Below are 18111 nucleotides of genomic sequence, written 5' to 3'. Positions count from 1 at the left end.
TAAAAAAAATCAATAGTTTTAGTTATATAAATATCTAATAGTGATATAAATAAGATATATTATTATTGATTTAATAATTATAATTTCATATCGTCAATACTTTCTAAAAACTCTCTAATTTTAGGAATTACAGAAGCAATAGTTCCTTGCTCAAATGGATTTTTCAAGTTGGCAGCTTTCATTAATTCAAAGAAAGGTTTGCTACCTCCTAATTTACAAAGTGCCAAATATTCGTCCCATGCTTTTTCACGATTTTCTTGAGATTTTATCCAAAATTGGAATGCACAAACTTGAGCTAGTGTGTAATCAATGTAGTAAAAAGGCGAATTAAAAATATGTCCTTGTCTAAACCAGAAAATTCCTTCTTTCAAGTCATCAACTTCTCCATAATCTCTAGTTGGCAAATATTTTTTCTCAATTTCAAGCCATTTTGCTCTACGGTCGTCAGGCGTTGCATTTGGATTTTCATAAACCCAATGTTGGAATTCATCCACAGTAACTCCGTATGGAATGAATAGTAAAGCTTCCGACAAATGGATAAATTTATATTTTTCAGCATCATTTTCAAAGAAAAGATCCATCCATGGCCAAGTTAAAAATTCCATACTCATTGAATGAATTTCACATGCTTCATAAGTAGGCCATAAATATTCAGGAATTTCATATCCACGACTTTGGTAAACTTGGAATGCATGTCCAGCTTCGTGTGTTAAAACATCCACATCGTGAGAAGTCCCATTAAAATTAGCAAAAATGTAAGGCGATTTATATTCAGGAATGTAAGTACAATAACCACCACTCATTTTACCTTTTTTAGACAATAAGTCCAAAAGATTTTTTTCTGTCATAAACGAGAAAAATTCAGCAGTTTCTTTTGAAAGTTCATTGTACATAGTTTTTCCATGATTCAAAATCCATTCAGGATCTCCATGTGGATCAGCATTCCCAGAATTAAATTTAATTGGCTCATCATAAAATTTTAATTTATCTAGACCAAGTCTTTTTGCTTGTCTTTGTCTAAGTTCTGTATGAAGAGGAACAATATTTTCTAAAACTTGTTTTCTGTATGAAGCTACCATTTCAGAATCATATTCAAGTCTAGAAAGTCGTGCATATCCCAATTCAACATAATTTTTGTATCCTAATTTTTGTGCAATTGTAGTTCTAACTTTTACAAGACCATCATAAATTTTATCAAACTTATCTTTATTCTCTTTAAAGAAATGAGCTACTTTTTTACTCGCTTCAATTCTAACATTTCTATCTTTTGATTGCGTGTAAGGAACCATTTCAGAAAGATTTTTTTCCTCTCCATCAAATTGAATTTTTGCACTTGCAATTAATTTGCTATATTTACTAGAAAGTCTATTTTCCTCTTGCAAATCAGGAATAATTTCTTCATTAAAAGTTTTCAATGTATTTTCAGCTAAATCGAATAAAAATTTTCCATATTTTTTCTCAAGATCAGCTCTAAATTTTGAATTTACTAATGCTTTGTAAAATTCAGAAATAAATCCAAATAAAATAGGTGAAATTTCATCCACATACTCATTTTCTTTATCGTAAAATTCATCAGTCGTGTCAATACTATGTCTAATTGATACTAATGTTTCCATTGTCTCAATATGATTTCTCAACTTAATAATTTCATCCATATATTTTGTTTGTTCTTCAAGGTTTTCTGCATCAGAAAAACTCTTAATTAAATTTGAAAATTTTTCTTTTGTTTCATCAATGTTAATTTTTTCATATTTATAGTCATTAAATTTCATATTATTTTGATTCTTAAATAGAATCGCTCCTTTCTTTTTGATAGTTTGATTATATCCTATTTGAGAAAAGATTACAATTTTTTTTAGAATTCTTTTTGTTTGTTATGAAAAAGAGTATGAAAGTTGATTTTTATTGAATATTTTTGTTACTTATTCCAAAAAAATAATATGGAATCTTATAAATTCATAGTATGTGAAAATAAAAAAATTCCAAATAGAAAATAAAGAGAAAAATGTTAGAATAATCAAAAAGAAAATTAAAAAAATTTGGAGGAAGATATGAAAAAAGTATTGACTTTATCAGTATTGGCAATGATGATGATGACATTTTCTGTTGCGAATGCGAAAACTACTAGAAGAAACAGAGTTACAAAAAAAACAGTTGCTAAAAAAGTAACACCTAAAAAGGTTGCACCAAAAAAAGTAGTTCAAAAAACAGCAGCAAAACCAGCAAAAGTGGAAAAACCTGCATCATCAACTTGTGGAGTTCCAGCTCCAAAAGCAGAAGTAAAACCTGGAATTTGTAAATTACCAAAATAAAAGAATTATAAGTAATTAGTTATTGTATCAATCAAAATATAATGAAAATAAGTAAAATATCAATTAATTAAGAGTAGAAGAGAAATTGTTTGGTTTCTCTTTTTTGGTTTGTGAAGAATTCTTTTTTAGTTATTTTAGAGGTATTGAAGATTTTAGTTGTAGGATTTTTAAATTAAGAAAAAGTCGGAAATTATATTTAGATAACCAAATTATTCTGTGAGCAAATGAAAAAAAATAATTTACAAATTTTTAAAAGTATGTAATAATTATAAATTAGTTTTTACTCAATTTAGTGAAAAAAATAATTTTATTAAAGGAGAGAGATTATGCACGAGGATACATTAGCGAGTATTTCAGGAGCAGCGAAAAAGAAAATTGAGTTGTTGCGTGAAAGTAGATTAAAATATTTGATGTCAGCAGGATTGGCTGGACTGTTTATAGGATTTGGAATTATGCTTATTTTTGTGATAGCAGGTCTTATGGCAGGGAATCCAGCTAGTAAAATAGTAATGGGAGTAGCATTTCCTGTAGCATTGAGTTTGGTAGTGGCTTTAGGAACAGAGTTATTTACAGGGAATAATATGGTTGGAATGGCAGGTTTTTTGAATAAAGCAATAACTGGAAAAGATTTAATTGAAATGTGGGTAAGTTCGTATATTGGGAATTTAATTGGTTCGATTATTGGTGGAGCTTTGTTCTTTTATTCGGGAGTTGCTTCTCAACCAATAGCAGCAGCAATTGTAAAAGGAAGTGTTAGTAAAATTACAGCACCAGCTGGACAGTTATTTTTTAGAGGGATTTTGTGTAATTTCCTTGTATGTTTAGCAGTACTTGCTGGAATAAAATTAAAAGAAGAAACTGCAAAATTAATTATGGTTTTCTGGTGTCTATTTGTGTTTATCACAGCAGGATTTGAGCATAGCGTGGCTAATATGACACTTTTAACAATTGGAGCTTTGATTGATGGGACAAAAGTTACTTTATCAGGATTTGCGTATAACTTGTTGTTTGTAACGTTAGGAAATATTGTAGGTGGATCATTTATTGGATTTGCTTATTACGTTATTGGAAAAAAGAAAAAATAGAAAAAATGAGATTAACCAATTTAGGCTAATCTCATTTTTGGATGGAAAATAATTAGTAAAATTAAGACAATTGAAATTACAACAATGTTTACGATAAATGGTAAAAAGCTATTAATTGATAAAATGTAGCCTGATAAAAGTGATCCAACAGCATTTCCTAAAAAGCTCACAGCTGAAGCAACACCTAAAATTTTACCTTGCTCATATTTGTAATTTTTTGCAATAATTGTATTTCCAAGTGATTTTACGATTTCGTAAGTCATTGTGTACAAAGCCATTAAAATGTATGATGGGAGCGTTAAATTTAATCCGTGCGAATTTAATCTGAATAAAATAATTCCCATTAGCATGATTCCGATAAAAAGTAATGCTTTGTAAAGTAAAAGTTCTTTGTATTTTTTTAATAAAAAACTTAATAAAACACTTGTTCCAAAAAAGGCAGTAAGCGATGAAAACATTACAAATGTTCCGATTGTATTTGAAGAAACTTTTACATAAAATTTTAAAAAGTAGTTTATAGAGCTTCCAAAAGTGTAAATTCCAATTCCTGTTAGAAAAATTATAAAGCAGAAAAATTTAGAGAAGGGATCTAATTCCTTGATATAAGTAAATGTTGAAAAAGGATTTAGATTTTTTTTCTCGTTTGTTTTTCCAGTTGAATTTTCTTCAAATTTATCGCTTTTAATCTCTTTCATTATAATAAAAATTAGTAAAAATGCGATAATTCCACAAATGAACTGTAATCCAAATGAATATCGCGGATCAATTAATGCGACTAATCCTCCAACTTTTTGACCGATTGCACCACCGATAATAGCGGCAGAACTTACTTTTGCGATGTTTTTAGCTTTTTCTTCTTTTGAAGAAATTTGGCTAACATATCCGAATGCGACTGCATAAGTTCCTCCAGAAGCGAATCCTGATATAATTCGTGCTAAATAAATAAATGATAAATACGGTGAGAATCCAAAGATTAACTGTGCTGAACCATAAATTAATGGCATAAATTTAAAGATTTTTTTCATTCCAACGTGATCAGCTAAAGATCCCAAATATGGTGATGAAATGAACATCGAGCAACTCATAAGAGCTAATAAAACTCCAGAAATACTCTTTTTCCAGTTTCTAAGTTCGATTAATGCTGGCGTGGCTGGATGTCCAAGATTGTATAAAAATACACAAAAAAACATTAAAAATATCATTCTATTTATATTATTTTGAAAAAAAGAATGAAAATTAACTTTTTTTGTTGATGTCATAAATTTTTTCCTCCTAAAATAATTTTTCTTTTTTGTCTGTCACAAAAAAAGTAAAAAGACGTCGTTAATTTTTTAAATAAAAATTTCTGAAACTGCAAATAATACAGCTTTTCCACTCAATGAAACTCGATTTTTTTCTCTATCTAATTTGCAATAAAGAATTCCTGTCCGTTTGGAAGCTTGAAATGCGACAATTTCATTTTTTCCCAATTTATCTGACCAAAGTGGTACAAGATGACAATGTCCAGAGCCACAAACAGGATCTTCGGCAACATCCAATTTTGGTGCAAAGGAACGAGAAATACAATCAAATTCTGAGTTTTCATCAGCTTTAGCCGTAATGTGTAAAAGAAGTCCATCAAGCAATTTAATTTTTTCCAAATTTGGCTCAAACTTTTCCACAAGTTCCGAATTTTCTAAAACACAAACTAAATCCCTGTCAATAAAGACTTCTAGTGGTTTAACTCCAATCGCATCAATTATTTCTTCCGTAATTTCAACAGATTTTAAGTCGTAAGAAGGAAAATTCAATTCAAATAATTCTCCTTTTTTATGAACAGTTAAATCGCCACTCAATGTGTCAAACACGATTTTATCAATATTTTTTTCATAAAAATTAGTTATCACAAAAGCTGTAGCCAAAGTAGCATGTCCACAAAGGTCGATTTCTCCGCCAGGCGTGAACCAACGCAATCTATATTTTTTATTTTCCTTCACAGCAAAAGCCGTCTCTGACAAATTATTCTCTCTAGTAATCGAAAGCATCAAGTCGTCATCTATCCAAGAATCCATAATACACACAGCAGCAGGATTCCCTTTGAAAACAGTGTCTGCAAAGGCATCTACAACATATTGTTTCATATTTTTCCTTTCTGTTTATTTTGAAATAAAATTTAAAAAATTAGTTTTGAATACTTCAGAATATTGTATAGTAAAATGGGAAAAAATTCAAGGTTTAAATGAATTTTCACTTACAATGTTATAAATCACAATTGAGGAATTGCAATGGGAGGAAACAGGAATATCATAAAGAAATATTGAAAAAACAAGTAAAAGAATTTTTAGAATTTATTAAATAAACTTGAATTTTAAGAAAATTAAATATTCAAATTTAGAAATTAAAATTAATAGAAAACTCCACTCTAAAACGAATGGAGTTTTTTTGTAAATTACAACAATTTTTTATAAAGTTTTTTTATTTCTTCCAAGTTTGTATCTCGTGGATTTCCGCCAGTACAAACATCATTCAAAGCTGATTCAGCGATAAAATCTAAATCTTTTATATCCATTATTCCCTTTAAATTTTCAGGAATATTTACGTCATGTGCCAATTGTCTTACAGCCTCTACTGCTGCTTTTCTATATTCTTCGGGAGCCATTTTTTTAGTATGTTTTATTCCAAAAGCTTTTGCTATTTCTCTAAATTTTTCCCCTGTATATTCAGCATTGTATTCCATTACAGTTGGTAAAATTATAGCGTTTGCAACACCGTGCGGAGTTCCGTAAAATGCTCCTAGAGGATGAGCCATTGAGTGTACAATTCCAAGTCCTACATTTGAGAATCCCATTCCTGCTAAATATGAGGCAAGAGCCATTTTTTCTTTAGCTTCTTCGTCATTTTCCACAGCTTTTCTCAAATATTTTGCTATTAATTCAATTGCTTTTAAATGGAACATGTCAGTCATTTCCCAAGCAGCTTTTGTTGTAAATCCTTCGATTGCATGAGTTAGTGCATCAAGTCCAGTTGCAGCTGTCAATTCTTTTGGCATTGTCATCATCATTCCTGGATCAACTATCGCAACTATTGGCATATCGTGTGGGTCAACACAGACAAATTTTCTATTTTTTTCAACATCAGTTATAACATAATTTATTGTAACTTCGGCAGCTGTTCCAGCTGTAGTTGCAACTGCGATTATTGGAACGCATTTATTTTTTGTATCTGCAACTCCTTCAAGACTTCGAACATCAGAAAATTCAGGATTATTTATAATAATTGCTACAGCTTTGGCACAATCCATAGCAGAACCTCCACCAATTGCAATAATATAATCTGCACCACTTTCTTTAAATTTTTCAACTCCAGCTTTTACATTTTCAATCGTAGGATTTTGTTGAACATCAGAAAATATTAAATATTTCAAATTAGCTTTATCAAGTATATCAGTAATTTTTTTAGCTGCTCCAGCTTTAATTAATCCAGGATCTGTACAAATAAAAGCTTTTTTGAATTTATTTTTTTCCACTTCACCTGGAATAGATTCAATTGCTCCAAATCCATGATAAGATACTTCATTTAAAATGATACGGTTTACCATAACAAGTCACTTCCTTTTATTATAGAAATATTAATTATTTTTTTCTCTTTCTGATATAATTGTATCTCGAAAATTATTGTTGTCAAGATAAAAAGAATGTTGCATTTGATATTGTAGTTATAAAATTTTAAAAAAATAAATTTTTATTCTAAAGGGACAAAATATGTCTCATATAAAAAGTATAATTAGATAACAAAAATAAAGTTGAGGAGATGGGGAAAATGAGTAATGTAAAATTAGTTAAAAATGATGCTTTTTATAACGCTGAGTTTGATACCGATATTTTTTTATATTGGATGATAAAATGGTTAAATGTTGAGACTACAAATAATAGCAGTAAGGTGGCTTTAAAAAATATGGCAAAAAAATTTATTGAGGAAATTTTAGGAGAAAAGTTAACTACAGAAGATATTGAGATACATTTTTCAAATAAAAATTATTATTCTGAAAATAGAACCTTTATTGATAGAATTTTAGGTAATTGTCCGATTTTGTTAATTTTAAATAGGAATCAAAATGGAAACAGAAAATATATATATTTCAGAGATTTTAGTTATTATGAATATTCAAAAGATTTTAATGAATACAATGGGAAATTAATTAAATTATTAAAAAAATATGAGAATTTAAAAGAAAACGAAGAGAATAATGTAAAAATTGTTCATTTTTCATCTGATTTAATTTCTAGGTATGAAAAGGAAGAAGTAGAAGAAATAAGTATTTTATACGATAAAGAAAAATTTTTAACTTTATTTGAAAATTCAAAAAAATATATTGATGACAGTATTTTTGACAGTTATTACAATCAAATCAAACAAGAAAATAAGAAAAATTTCGGTGTAAGTATTAACGAAAATTTATCTTTATATTTAGTCTTAGAAAGTTATATAAATAAAAAATTTGAAGATTATGATGTATATCGTTGTTTTGATTATATAAAATGGTTGAAACATGAATTTTTTATAGAATGTTTTTGTGTAAATTTAATTGCAGAAGATAAAAAAACAAATAATTATTTTTTGTTAAAATGGTTTAATGATAATAAAATCGAAGAAAAGACAATAAAATTAATTCAGAAAGAATTAAAAGATATATTTCCTAATTTTAAGGAAGTTAATTATGAAGATATTGATTGTGAAAATAATGAAATTCCATTAATGTGTTTTACAGTAAATCTAGATAGTTCATTAAAAGATATAAAAAAAATGGTTGATAAAATAACGGAAAAAATTGAGAAATTTAATAAAATGAAAAATTGTAGAGACATAAGAGAGGAATATGTAGAATATTTTGAAGAAAAGAGATTAAAGAAAAGATTTCGAAGTAATAGAAAAATTAGGAAAAAGTTTTAAATTTTGAAAAAGTGACAAATCAAGGTATAATTAAAACGTTGAGAAGAATTTTTTAGAAAGGCTTAATCTTAATCATGAAAAATAAAAATTCTGAGGAAAAATCGATTAGAATATTAAAAATAATGAAAAGGTTGAATCAAAAAGAGATAGTGAATAGAAGTGATTTAGCTAATGAATTTAAAGTTGATAAAAAAACGATACAACGAGATATAGCTACTTTGAGGAATTATTTTTTTGAAGAAGGTGAATCGGATATAAAATATTCTAGTTCAAAAAAAGGTTATTATCTTGAAAAGAATGACAAGATAGCTTTTACAAACGAAGAACTTTTGGCTATAAGTAAAATTATCCTTGAAAGTCGGGCTTTTAATAAAGAAGAAACTGAAAAATTAATAACGAAACTAGTTAACAATTCCTCAATAAACGATAGGGAGATAATAAAAAATTTGATAAATAGTGAAAAGGCGAATTATATTCCTTTACAGCATGGACAGAAACTACTCGAAAGCATTTGGAAATTAGCGCAATGTATAAAAAACCAAGAATGGGTGCATTTAAATTATACAAAAAAAGATAAACAATATAAAGAATACAGAATAAAGCCACTATCAATAATGTTTTCTGAATATTATTTTTATCTAATTGGATATATTGAAAATAAAGAAGAATATCCTGCAATTTTTAGAATTGATAGAATGAAAAAGATAGAAAATACAGGCAAGAAGTTTAAAATCCTAAATTATTCTGACAAATTTAAAGATGGAGAATTTAGAAAATATATACATTTTATGCATTCTGGACCTCTTACAAGAATAGAATTTAAATACAGAGGCTATATCGAGTATGTGCTTGATAAATTTCCAACTGCAGAAATATTGGATGAAAAAATAGTTAAAGAAAATAATCGGGAAACTACAGTTTATACTGTAAAAATCGAAGTTTATGGAAGTTTTGGAGCGGAAATGTGGCTACGAAGTCAGGGAGATTACGTTATTGAATACAAAATTTTAAAATAAATTTCTATAAAAAGGAGAAAATTTATGGAAAAAATACCAAAAATAAAAATTATAAGTTTAGGAGAAACAGCTCTAAGCACTATTGAGAAAGAAATAATTACACATGAAAATATAAGCATTATTACAATTAAAAATGACTACAAAGATTTAAAAATAAATTTTCAAGATACAGATGTAATTTTGATAATTTTAAATACATATTTTGAAAATGATAAAAATTTTGCCTTAGAAATAATCAGAAACACTGAAAAAAACGACATTTTTACTGGCATTTACGATATTGAAAATGGCTATACTGACCTATTTGATTCAAAAACAGACTTTATCATAAAATGCAAATCTTCAGAAGATTTAAAAAATGGAATCAACGGAATAACAAAAACTTTAACAGCAAAAGGAATGGTTACTCTTGATTTAGCGGACTTAAAAACTGTATTTCAAAAAACCTCAAAATCTTTCGTAATTTTTGAAAAAGGAAATTTAGAAACTTTTGATGATTTCTTGCAAAACCTAAAACTAAAGCTGGAAACTTTTGATAAAAATAAAACTTATAAAATATTTTTGAATATAACAGCAGGAAAAAATATCGAATTGACTCAGATAAAAGAGATTGCTAAAATAATGACTAATATTCTTAATGAGCGGGCATTTCTTTGGGGACTGCAAATATATCCAGAAAATGAAAATTTCATAAATATTATTGCTTACATTGTGGAAGATTCAGTTAAATAAATAAATTAATTAATATTATAGAAAGAAGGGATTTAAAATGGAAAGAAACAATATTTTTAATTTTGCAACGTCAGAGCTGTCACAGGATGCTTTTATATGTTGGTTATGTAACTGGGTAAATTTTGATGACAATAGTTTATCAGAAGATGAAAAAAAATTAAAATCACTTGCAACTGAATTTATTGAAAAAATGTTAGGTGAAAAGCTCGAAGATAGGAAAGTGAATATAAAAAGACAATATCAGAAAATAGACGTACTATTGGAAATTCAGAATAAAACAGAATTTATAACTAAAGGGAATAATATAAATCCAATAGTAGACATGTATGTAATAATAGAAGATAAAGTGGGAATAGGTTTACATAGCAATCAGATTGAGAGATATAGAGAATTAATATCTGAAAAAAATGAAAAAGATAATGGAAGTAGGGCTAAAATAAAAGTAGTTTATTATAAAATATACGATGAAGATAATACGGAAAGATTAAAAGAGAATGGTGTGAATGTAATATTAGGAAGAGAAAACATCCTAGAATTATTAAAAGAATACAAGGATAAGATTAATAATTCAATATTTGAAAATTATCATAATTATTTGAGCAATATAGAAACAGATGTAAATTCATATGAAAAAAAGAACTTGGAAGACTGGAATTCAAACTGTTATATCGGATTTTTTAAAGAATTAAAAAACGAAAAAAATTTATTAGAACATGCTATTGGAAGACAAAAAGATTGTAGTTGGGGTTATGTGAATAACTCATCAGGTGGATTTATGGGAATGTGGTGGTTTCCTTTAAGTGAAGAAAAAATTAATAAATTAACAGAAACTTCTGATGAAGATATTTATTTACAAATAGAACAATATAATCAGAAAAATATAATTGCAATAAAATATTCAGTTCCTAAAAAAAATAAAAATAATAAAGAACTTTCAAAAGAAGATTTCGAAAAGAAAGTAACAATTGCTTCCGAAAAACGTAAGGAACTTTTTTCTAAATTAAAAAATAAATTAGAAAATGAGTCGAAAGATATACTAAAATGCGAAAATAAACCAGAAAATATAAAAAAATTCAAAAATATACTAAAAAATGAAAAGTTTCAGAAAAAATATTTTAGAGCAGGTCAGTATATGACAGTAGGATATTTAGAATTTGAAAATATTGATGATTGTAAAGATAAAATAAAAATCCTTCAATATGCTTTAAATCTTTTGTTAAAAGGGTGTGTAAAAATTTTTGTGTAAATCTCTAAATAATATATGATAAAATAACTATATAATATTTGGAGGTTTTTGTTATGGCTAAAAAGAAAATTGACAATAAAATTTTGACTTCTTAACAGCAAATGAATAAAATTTAGTTTCTGTTTTTTAAAAGAAAGTTTACCTTTTACAAGTAAAAAATAAAGAATAAAACCTGCTTTAGAATTTTTTTAAATAAAAGCAGGCTTTTTATTTTTGATATATCTAAATGTTTAGAAGAATGTTGCTAACAAATAGTTCCGCCAGTTTCTTTAATATCTTTATCATTTTTTACAATAGTTTCAATTGCGGCAATTAAACCTTTTACAATAGTATTTAATTCCATTGATGGTGTATTTTTTTTATTAATAACTTGTTCTGGTAAAAATGGAATATGGATAAATCCAGATTTCTTGTCTTTGTATTTTTTATTTATTAAATAAAGTGTACCGTAAAGAACGTGATTACAGATGAAAGTTCCTGCAGTGTATGAAACTGAAGCTGGAATTTTATTTTTTTGTATGTTTTTTACCATAGCTTTTACAGGAAGATCTACAAAATATGCATTTTCTCCATCTGGAAAAATTGGCTCATCAATAGTTTGGTTTCCTTCGTTGTCAGGTATTCGGAAATCATCAAGATTTATTCCAACTCGTTCAATGGAAATATCAAATCTTCCGCCTGCTTGTCCGATTGACAAGATAACATCTGGATTGTGCTCTTCAATAGCTTTTTCAATTTTTTTAATAGATTTTCCTTTTACTGTCGGAATTTCCAATTTGATAATTTGTGCTCCTGCAATATTATCAGGCAATTTTTTAACTGATTCAATGGCAGGATTTATGGGCTCACCTCCAAAAGGGTCAAAGCCAGTAACTAATATTTTCATAGTATTTTTTGTATGATTTTATAAAAATAGATTTAATTTATAATTTCATACTCTCCTTTCTAGATTTTTTTTTAATTTACTTGTTTGTAAAAATTTAGAAATCTCAATAAACATAGTATTTTCAGTTTTATTTTACTCCAAATAACAGCAGCATAAGTATAATATGTGTTACAAGCAGTAATAAAGCCATTGGAGCTTGGACTTTTATAATTCCATATTTATCTTTTATTTCAAGAATTGAAGCAGGGACAATATTGAAGTTTGCTGCCATTGGAGTCATAAGAGTTCCGCAATAGCCAGCGGTCATTCCCAAAGCACCAATAACAGCTGGATTTCCACCGTTTTTGATAATAAATGGGATTCCAATTCCTGCAGTTATTACTGAAAATGCAGCAAAGGCATTTCCCATAATCATAGTGAATATAACCATTCCAATAGCATAAATAACTATTCCTACAAAGATATTTCCAGTTGGAACAACAGATGAAATGCTGGCAGCTATTACTTTTCCAACTCCAGCTTTAGTAAATACAGCACCTAATGCAGCAAGAAGCTGTGGCAAAATGGCAGTTGCACCAATTTGCATAAGGAGTTTTGAAGTATCTTCGTTTGTTTCGCTGAATTTTGGTTTTATGATAATTGCAGCTGCCAGAAGGGCGACAAGCGAACCTCCACCGATACCTAATGCAGGTGGTATAGCAGTTTTTCCAATTTTAAATTGAAGTATCAGAAAAGCGGCAATTCCAATTAATACAGCTGGGATGAAAATTTTATTTTTTAATTTTTCACTTTGTGCGATTTTGAATTGTGAAGAAATATTTTCAAATTTTCCAATATGTAATTGTTTTGTTACAGTAATTATGGCAAGAATTACAAGAAGTCCGCCAGTAACCTTATATGGAATAGCTTCTCCAAAAATAAATATTATCCCAAGAATAGTCCAAAACAAAAATGTTCCTATTTTTGCCTTTTCATTTTTCAATCCTCTAATTCCAGTACTTATACTAACAAGTCCGCAAAGAATATAAATAATTTGTGTCAAAAGTTTTAAAAGAGCTTTTATTTCCATTATTTTTTACCTCCTTTGCTCAAAATTATTTTTTTATCGTAAATATATACTTGAATAAAAGTAAAAATTATTGCAATTATCCCAATTGGTATTGAAGATAGCGCCAATTGCTTCAAAGATACAGCATATCCATTTTCCTTCAGTGTAGTCTGAATCAAAAGAAGTCCTGATGCCCCTACAAATATGTTTTGTGAAAAGAAATTTCCATAATTTTCAATTGCGGCACTTAAACTTTTTAACTCTTCAGTTTGCTTTTCTGTTAAATCCTTATTTTTATGAGCTTTTGCAGCAGCTTCAGACATTGGGTAAATAAGAGGACGTATAAACTGAATGTGTCCACCAATTCTAATTGACAATGCACTCGCAATCGAACGGATTACCATATAAAGTCCTAAGATTCTACCAGCAGTTGCATTTTTTAATTTTTCAATTAAAGCTGCACTTCTTTCTCTAAGTCCATATCTTTCAAGGACTGCAATAACTGGCAAGCTAATCAAAAAAATTGACATAAGCCTATTATCCACAAAAGCCTTTCCAATAATTCCAAGAATTTCAAAAAAATTCATTTTTGCAGCAATTCCAGTAGCTATACCAGCAGTAAGTACCACAGCCAGCACATCTAGCTTCAAAGAAAATCCCACTACAATAATAACAATACCAATAAGTATCCATAAATTCATAAGTATTCCTCCTAATAAAGTTTATTATTTTTTTAAAATTATCATATAATCCTAATATGATTTTACCTTGAAATAGTGAAAATGCAATAGTTTTAGAGAAAAAATAGATTTCTAATTTTATACTGCTTTTTAAGTTTTGAAAAATAGAAAATAAAATTAGTTTTAAATATTTTAAAGGATTGCGTAGTAAAATGGGAAAAAAAATCAATATTTAAAAAAAGTTTTGTACTGAAAATAAATTTTATGTGAAACTATGGTATAATGTTAACAAAAAATAAATTATGAATAGATATAAGGAGAAAGAAGTGGCAAATACAAAAGAATCAAATGAAACGGCACAAAGAGCAGAACTGCATCGTAAAATTTGGGCAATTGCAGATAATGTGCGTGGAGCGGTGGATGGTTGGGATTTTAAGCAATATATTTTGGGAATATTATTTTATAGATTTATTTCAGAAAATATGACAGAATTTTTCAATAAAGCAGAACATGAAGCTGGAGATTTGAAATTTAATTATGCGGATATTTCTGATGAAGAAGCCAAAGAAGATTTTAGAGCTGGTACCGTGGAAGATAAAGGATTTTTTATTTTACCAAGTCAACTTTTTGAAAATGTAGTAAAAACAGCGAGAGCCAATGAAAATTTGAATACAGATTTAGCAAATATTTTTAAAGCTATTGAAGCAAGTGCTGTTGGATTTGAGTCGGAAGATGATATTAAAGGATTATTTGAAGATGTCGACACTACGAGTAATCGTTTAGGTGGAACGGTTGCTGAAAAAAATACAAGATTGGCAGATATTTTAACAAAAGATAGCAAGAAGTCTCCGACTTCTATAAGTGGGAGATGAATTGCTTTTTTTGTAAAAAAAATTGAAAAAAGGATACTCTTATGATACAATTTTTGTATAAAATATCGAAGAGAAATAATTAAAAATAATATTCAAAATCAAAAGGAAGTGTAATTTCATGAAATATAATTTGGCATTCAAATACAGAATTTATCCAAATAAAGATCAGGAATTATTGATAAATAAGACTTTTGGATGTGTTCGTTTTGTTTACAACAAAATTTTGTATACAGCGAATAAAATTTATGAAGAAACTGGAAAAAATAAAATAGTTACACCTGCCAGTTTGAAAAGTGAAAACCAATTTTTAAAAGAAGTAGACAGTCTAGCACTTTCAAATGCTCAATTAAATGTAAAACGATCATTTACGAATTTCTTTCAAAAGAGAGCAAAGTTTCCAAGATTCAAATCTAAAAAGAATAATGTTAAAAGTTACACGACAAATTGTGTGAACAATTCAATACGAATTGAGGAAACAAAATATTTGGTTTTGCCAAAATTGAAAAAAGTTAAATTAAAATATCATAGAGAAATACCGAAGGATTACAAGATAAAGTCAGTAACATTGACAAACAGTAATGGAAATTACTATGTTTCCATCTTGACAGAATTTGAAAAAGAAATTCAAAAAGTGCCAAGTAATGATAAAATAATTGGACTTGATTTTTCAATGTCTGAGTTATTTGTCAGTTCTGAAAACCAAAGAGCTGATTATCCAAGATATTTTAGGATGTTGGAGAAAAAATTGAAAAAATTACAGAAATCATTATCGAGAAAAGTAAAATTTTCTAAAAATTGGTATAAGCAAAAAGCGAAAATATCAAAGTTACATGAGTATATTAAAAATTGTCGAAAAGATTTTCTGCATAAATTATCAAAAAAATTGTCTGAAGCGTATAATGCTGTAGTTGTTGAGGATTTGAATATGAAAGGGATGAGCCAGGCATTAAATTTTGGGAAAAGTGTAGGAGATAATGGGTGGGGAATATTTTTGAGAATGCTTGAGTATAAACTGATGTTTTTAGGGAAACAATTTTTGAAGATAGATAAGTGGTTTCCGTCATCGAAAACTTGCAGTAAATGTGGAAATATTAAAGAGGAACTGAAATTATCAGAAAGAAGTTATAAATGTGAGTGCTGTGGAATTGAAATTGATAGAGATTATAATGCTGCAGTGAATATAAAAAACATTGGAAAATTGATGTTGGAATATTAGGAAAATTAAAAAAACAGGGCAGGGACTGTCCGAAGAGCTTGGTAAATATATTTGGCTAGCAAAAGCAGATACTTCCCAAGAAGCTCCCGCTTCTACAAGCGGGAGTAGTTCACTTCTTTATTTTTCTCTAATATATTGTATCTCAAAAATTGTTGTTGTCAAGATAAAAAGAATGTTGTATTTAATATTACAATTTATGATGGATAACTTTATAGTATGCATTTTAGTTATAGTGAATTTGCAAAATTGATATTAGACTTCAGAGGAAAAAATTGATAAAATAAGTTCAAGAAAATTAAAAGTACAACTGTAATTAAAAAATGACATATAAAAATTAGGAGGAAATATTATGAAATACGTAACTTTAAACAATGGAGTAAAAATGCCTATATTGGGATTTGGAGTATTTCAAATTGATGATATGAAAGAATGTGAGGAAGCAGTCTATAATGCGTTAAAAGCAGGATATAGATTAATTGATACAGCTGCGTCCTACAGAAACGAAGAAGCTGTGGGAAGAGCTATAAAAAGAAGTGGTATACCTAGAGAAGAAATTTTTGTTACAACAAAATTATGGGTAAGTGATGCAAATTATGAAAAGGCAAAATTGGCATTTGAAACTTCTTTAAAAAAATTGGATTTGGAATATATTGATTTATATCTGATACATCAGCCATTTAATGATGTATATGGAGCTTGGAGAGCGATGACAGAGCTGTATAAGGAAGGGAAAATAAAGGCAATTGGTGTAAGTAATTTCTATCCTGACAGACTGGTTGATTTTATTATGAATAATGAAGTAGTGCCAGCTGTAAATCAGGTGGAAACACATCCTTTCAATCAGCAGGTTAAAGCAAATGAAATAATGAAGGAATATGGAGTTCAAATAGAATCATGGGGACCTTTTGCAGAAGGAAAAAATGGAATATTTACAAATGAAATTTTGTCTGAAATTGGTAAAAAATACAATAAATCTGTGGCTCAGGTAATTTTAAGATGGCTAATTCAAAGAGATGTAGTTGTAATACCAAAATCAGTCAGAAAAGAAAGAATTGAAGAAAATTTTAATGTATTTGATTTTGAATTGAACAGTGAGGATATGGAGAAAATATCTGAACTTGATAAAAAGGAAAGTCTATTCTTAAATCATGATGATGTGGAAATAGTAAAATGGCTTAATGGAAGGAAATAATAAAAATAAGAGGGAGATATCTTCCCTCTTATTTTTTAAGAATCTTTACTAAAACTATCAAATATTTTTTTTATTTCATTTTTTATATTTTTCTTACAAATACAGTAAAATGTCATTTTTGCTTCTTTATCAATAATCGGAATTGAAATATTATTTTTAAAATTATCTTCACGTTCAAGTGTGAAATTTGAACGGAAATGTAGTAAATTTTGCATTTCAGCTAATTCCTGATAAATAATCCTGTCACTTTGGATAAGGAAGTTCATATTAGGCATTTTTTCTAAAACTACATCCTTCCATATTCCTATTGGATTGAATAAGAGCATTCTGTCATCTGTAATATCTGAAAAATGTATTTCCTTCTTTTTAGCCAGTGGATGCTGCAAAGGAACTGATAAAAATAGTTGTTCAGTTTTGTATTTTATGCAGAAAAATTCAGAATTATCAATAGGTTCAGAAAGTATAATCATCTGATAAATGTCATTTTTAAGTTTTTCAAATAACTGAAGATTATTTTCTATTTTATGAAGAATATATTTTTCAGGATAAAATCTTCCAAATAATGAAATCATATCCCACAATGGAGCTGGAGCAAATGAACCGATTGAAAAATTATTTTGAACCAGATTATTTTTATTAACTTTTTCTTCCATTTCATCTATAAGATTAAGTATTTTTTCTGCGTACTGGATAACAGTTTTTCCATTTTCATTTAATTCCATCTTATTTTTTTTCCTGTCAAACAGTTCAACCCCTAAAGTTTTTTCCAGCTTTTGTATCGAACGGGAAAGGGCAGGCTGTGAAATATACAATTCTTCAGCAGCTTTTGATAATGTTCCATATGTTGCAAACGCAATAAGCTGTTTTAGTTGTTCCAATTCTATCATATTAATCACC

Annotated in this window: 17 protein-coding genes; 9 read left to right on the top strand and 8 right to left on the bottom strand. The window is 28.0% G+C overall.

Annotated elements, in window-relative coordinates:
* Positions 1–77: 77 nt before the first annotated feature.
* Positions 78–1772, bottom strand: coding sequence for a M3 family oligoendopeptidase (locus J4863_RS08455; RefSeq protein ID WP_211618299.1), 1695 nt, complete (start codon positions 1770–1772; stop codon positions 78–80).
* 279 nt (positions 1773–2051) lie between these two features.
* Between J4863_RS08455 and J4863_RS08450 the strand changes: the two genes are divergently transcribed.
* Positions 2052–2312, top strand: coding sequence for a hypothetical protein (locus J4863_RS08450; protein ID WP_211618298.1), 261 nt, complete (start codon positions 2052–2054; stop codon positions 2310–2312).
* A 326-nt stretch (positions 2313–2638) separates the two neighbouring features.
* A complete protein-coding gene (locus tag J4863_RS08445) occupies positions 2639–3397 on the top strand; it encodes a formate/nitrite transporter family protein (RefSeq protein WP_249111519.1) in 759 nt (252 codons plus the stop codon).
* Positions 3398–3417: 20 nt separating this feature from the next.
* Here the strand turns inward: J4863_RS08445 and J4863_RS08440 are convergent, their stop codons facing one another.
* The 3 genes from J4863_RS08440 to fucO all read right to left on the bottom strand — a co-directional run bounded on the left by J4863_RS08440 (position 3418) and on the right by fucO (position 6974).
* Positions 3418–4656, bottom strand: coding sequence for an MFS transporter (locus tag J4863_RS08440; RefSeq protein WP_211618297.1), 1239 nt, complete (start codon positions 4654–4656; stop codon positions 3418–3420).
* A 72-nt stretch (positions 4657–4728) separates the two neighbouring features.
* Positions 4729–5517, bottom strand: a complete 789-nt coding sequence (locus tag J4863_RS08435) for a PhzF family phenazine biosynthesis protein (RefSeq protein WP_211618296.1) — start codon at positions 5515–5517, stop codon at positions 4729–4731.
* A 308-nt stretch (positions 5518–5825) separates the two neighbouring features.
* Positions 5826–6974, bottom strand: coding sequence for a lactaldehyde reductase (gene fucO / locus J4863_RS08430; protein ID WP_211618295.1), 1149 nt, complete (start codon positions 6972–6974; stop codon positions 5826–5828).
* 221 nt (positions 6975–7195) lie between these two features.
* On the opposite strand from fucO, the gene J4863_RS08425 reads away from it, so the two are divergent.
* The 4 genes from J4863_RS08425 to J4863_RS08410 all read left to right on the top strand — a co-directional run bounded on the left by J4863_RS08425 (position 7196) and on the right by J4863_RS08410 (position 11320).
* Positions 7196–8326, top strand: coding sequence for a hypothetical protein (locus tag J4863_RS08425; protein WP_211618294.1), 1131 nt, complete (start codon positions 7196–7198; stop codon positions 8324–8326).
* 74 nt (positions 8327–8400) lie between these two features.
* Entirely contained in the window at positions 8401–9342 is a 942-nt protein-coding gene (locus J4863_RS08420) for a YafY family protein (protein ID WP_211618293.1), read from the top strand.
* Positions 9343–9366: 24 nt separating this feature from the next.
* On the top strand, positions 9367–10074 hold the full coding sequence (locus J4863_RS08415) for a hypothetical protein (RefSeq protein WP_211618292.1): 708 nt from the start codon (positions 9367–9369) through the stop codon (positions 10072–10074).
* A 37-nt stretch (positions 10075–10111) separates the two neighbouring features.
* Positions 10112–11320 carry a PD-(D/E)XK nuclease family protein gene (locus J4863_RS08410; protein WP_211618291.1) on the top strand — a complete coding sequence of 403 codons (1209 nt, stop codon included), beginning with the start codon at positions 10112–10114 and terminating at the stop codon, positions 11318–11320.
* A 244-nt stretch (positions 11321–11564) separates the two neighbouring features.
* Here J4863_RS08410 and pcp read toward each other — a convergent pair whose 3' ends face one another.
* The 3 genes from pcp to J4863_RS08395 all read right to left on the bottom strand — a co-directional run bounded on the left by pcp (position 11565) and on the right by J4863_RS08395 (position 13955).
* Positions 11565–12206: a pyroglutamyl-peptidase I gene (gene pcp / locus J4863_RS08405; RefSeq protein ID WP_211618290.1), complete on the bottom strand. Its 642-nt coding sequence runs from the start codon at positions 12204–12206 to the stop codon at positions 11565–11567.
* A gap of 127 nt (positions 12207–12333) precedes the next feature.
* The gene (locus J4863_RS08400; RefSeq protein WP_211618289.1) at positions 12334–13275 is read right to left on the bottom strand and encodes a DUF979 domain-containing protein; all 942 of its coding nucleotides are present in this window, start codon (positions 13273–13275) and stop codon (positions 12334–12336) included.
* Positions 13275–13955 carry a DUF969 domain-containing protein gene (locus J4863_RS08395; RefSeq protein ID WP_211618288.1) on the bottom strand — a complete coding sequence of 227 codons (681 nt, stop codon included), beginning with the start codon at positions 13953–13955 and terminating at the stop codon, positions 13275–13277. Before J4863_RS08395 ends, J4863_RS08400 begins: the two co-directional genes overlap by 1 nt.
* Before the next feature lie 305 nt (positions 13956–14260).
* Here J4863_RS08395 and J4863_RS08390 point away from each other — a divergent pair, with 305 nt between their 5' ends.
* From J4863_RS08390 to J4863_RS08380, 3 genes are all read left to right on the top strand, one after another.
* On the top strand, positions 14261–14806 hold the full coding sequence (locus tag J4863_RS08390; RefSeq protein ID WP_249111518.1) for a type I restriction-modification system subunit M N-terminal domain-containing protein: 546 nt from the start codon (positions 14261–14263) through the stop codon (positions 14804–14806).
* 118 nt (positions 14807–14924) lie between these two features.
* A complete protein-coding gene (locus tag J4863_RS08385; protein WP_211618287.1) occupies positions 14925–16022 on the top strand; it encodes an RNA-guided endonuclease TnpB family protein in 1098 nt (365 codons plus the stop codon).
* A gap of 349 nt (positions 16023–16371) precedes the next feature.
* Positions 16372–17214 (top strand): aldo/keto reductase, encoded by an 843-nt coding sequence (locus J4863_RS08380; protein ID WP_211618286.1) that lies wholly within the window; start codon positions 16372–16374, stop codon positions 17212–17214.
* Positions 17215–17249: 35 nt separating this feature from the next.
* Here J4863_RS08380 and J4863_RS08375 read toward each other — a convergent pair whose 3' ends face one another.
* Positions 17250–18101 carry a LysR family transcriptional regulator gene (locus J4863_RS08375; protein WP_211618285.1) on the bottom strand — a complete coding sequence of 284 codons (852 nt, stop codon included), beginning with the start codon at positions 18099–18101 and terminating at the stop codon, positions 17250–17252.
* Positions 18102–18111 lie beyond the last annotated feature (10 nt).

Source organism: Leptotrichia sp. oral taxon 221 (genome assembly GCF_018128245.1).
Taxonomy (GTDB): Bacteria; Fusobacteriota; Fusobacteriia; order Fusobacteriales; family Leptotrichiaceae; genus JABCPH02.
The sequence above is the reverse complement of the archived record's forward strand: the minus strand, read 5'-3'. Positions and strand labels throughout refer to the sequence as shown.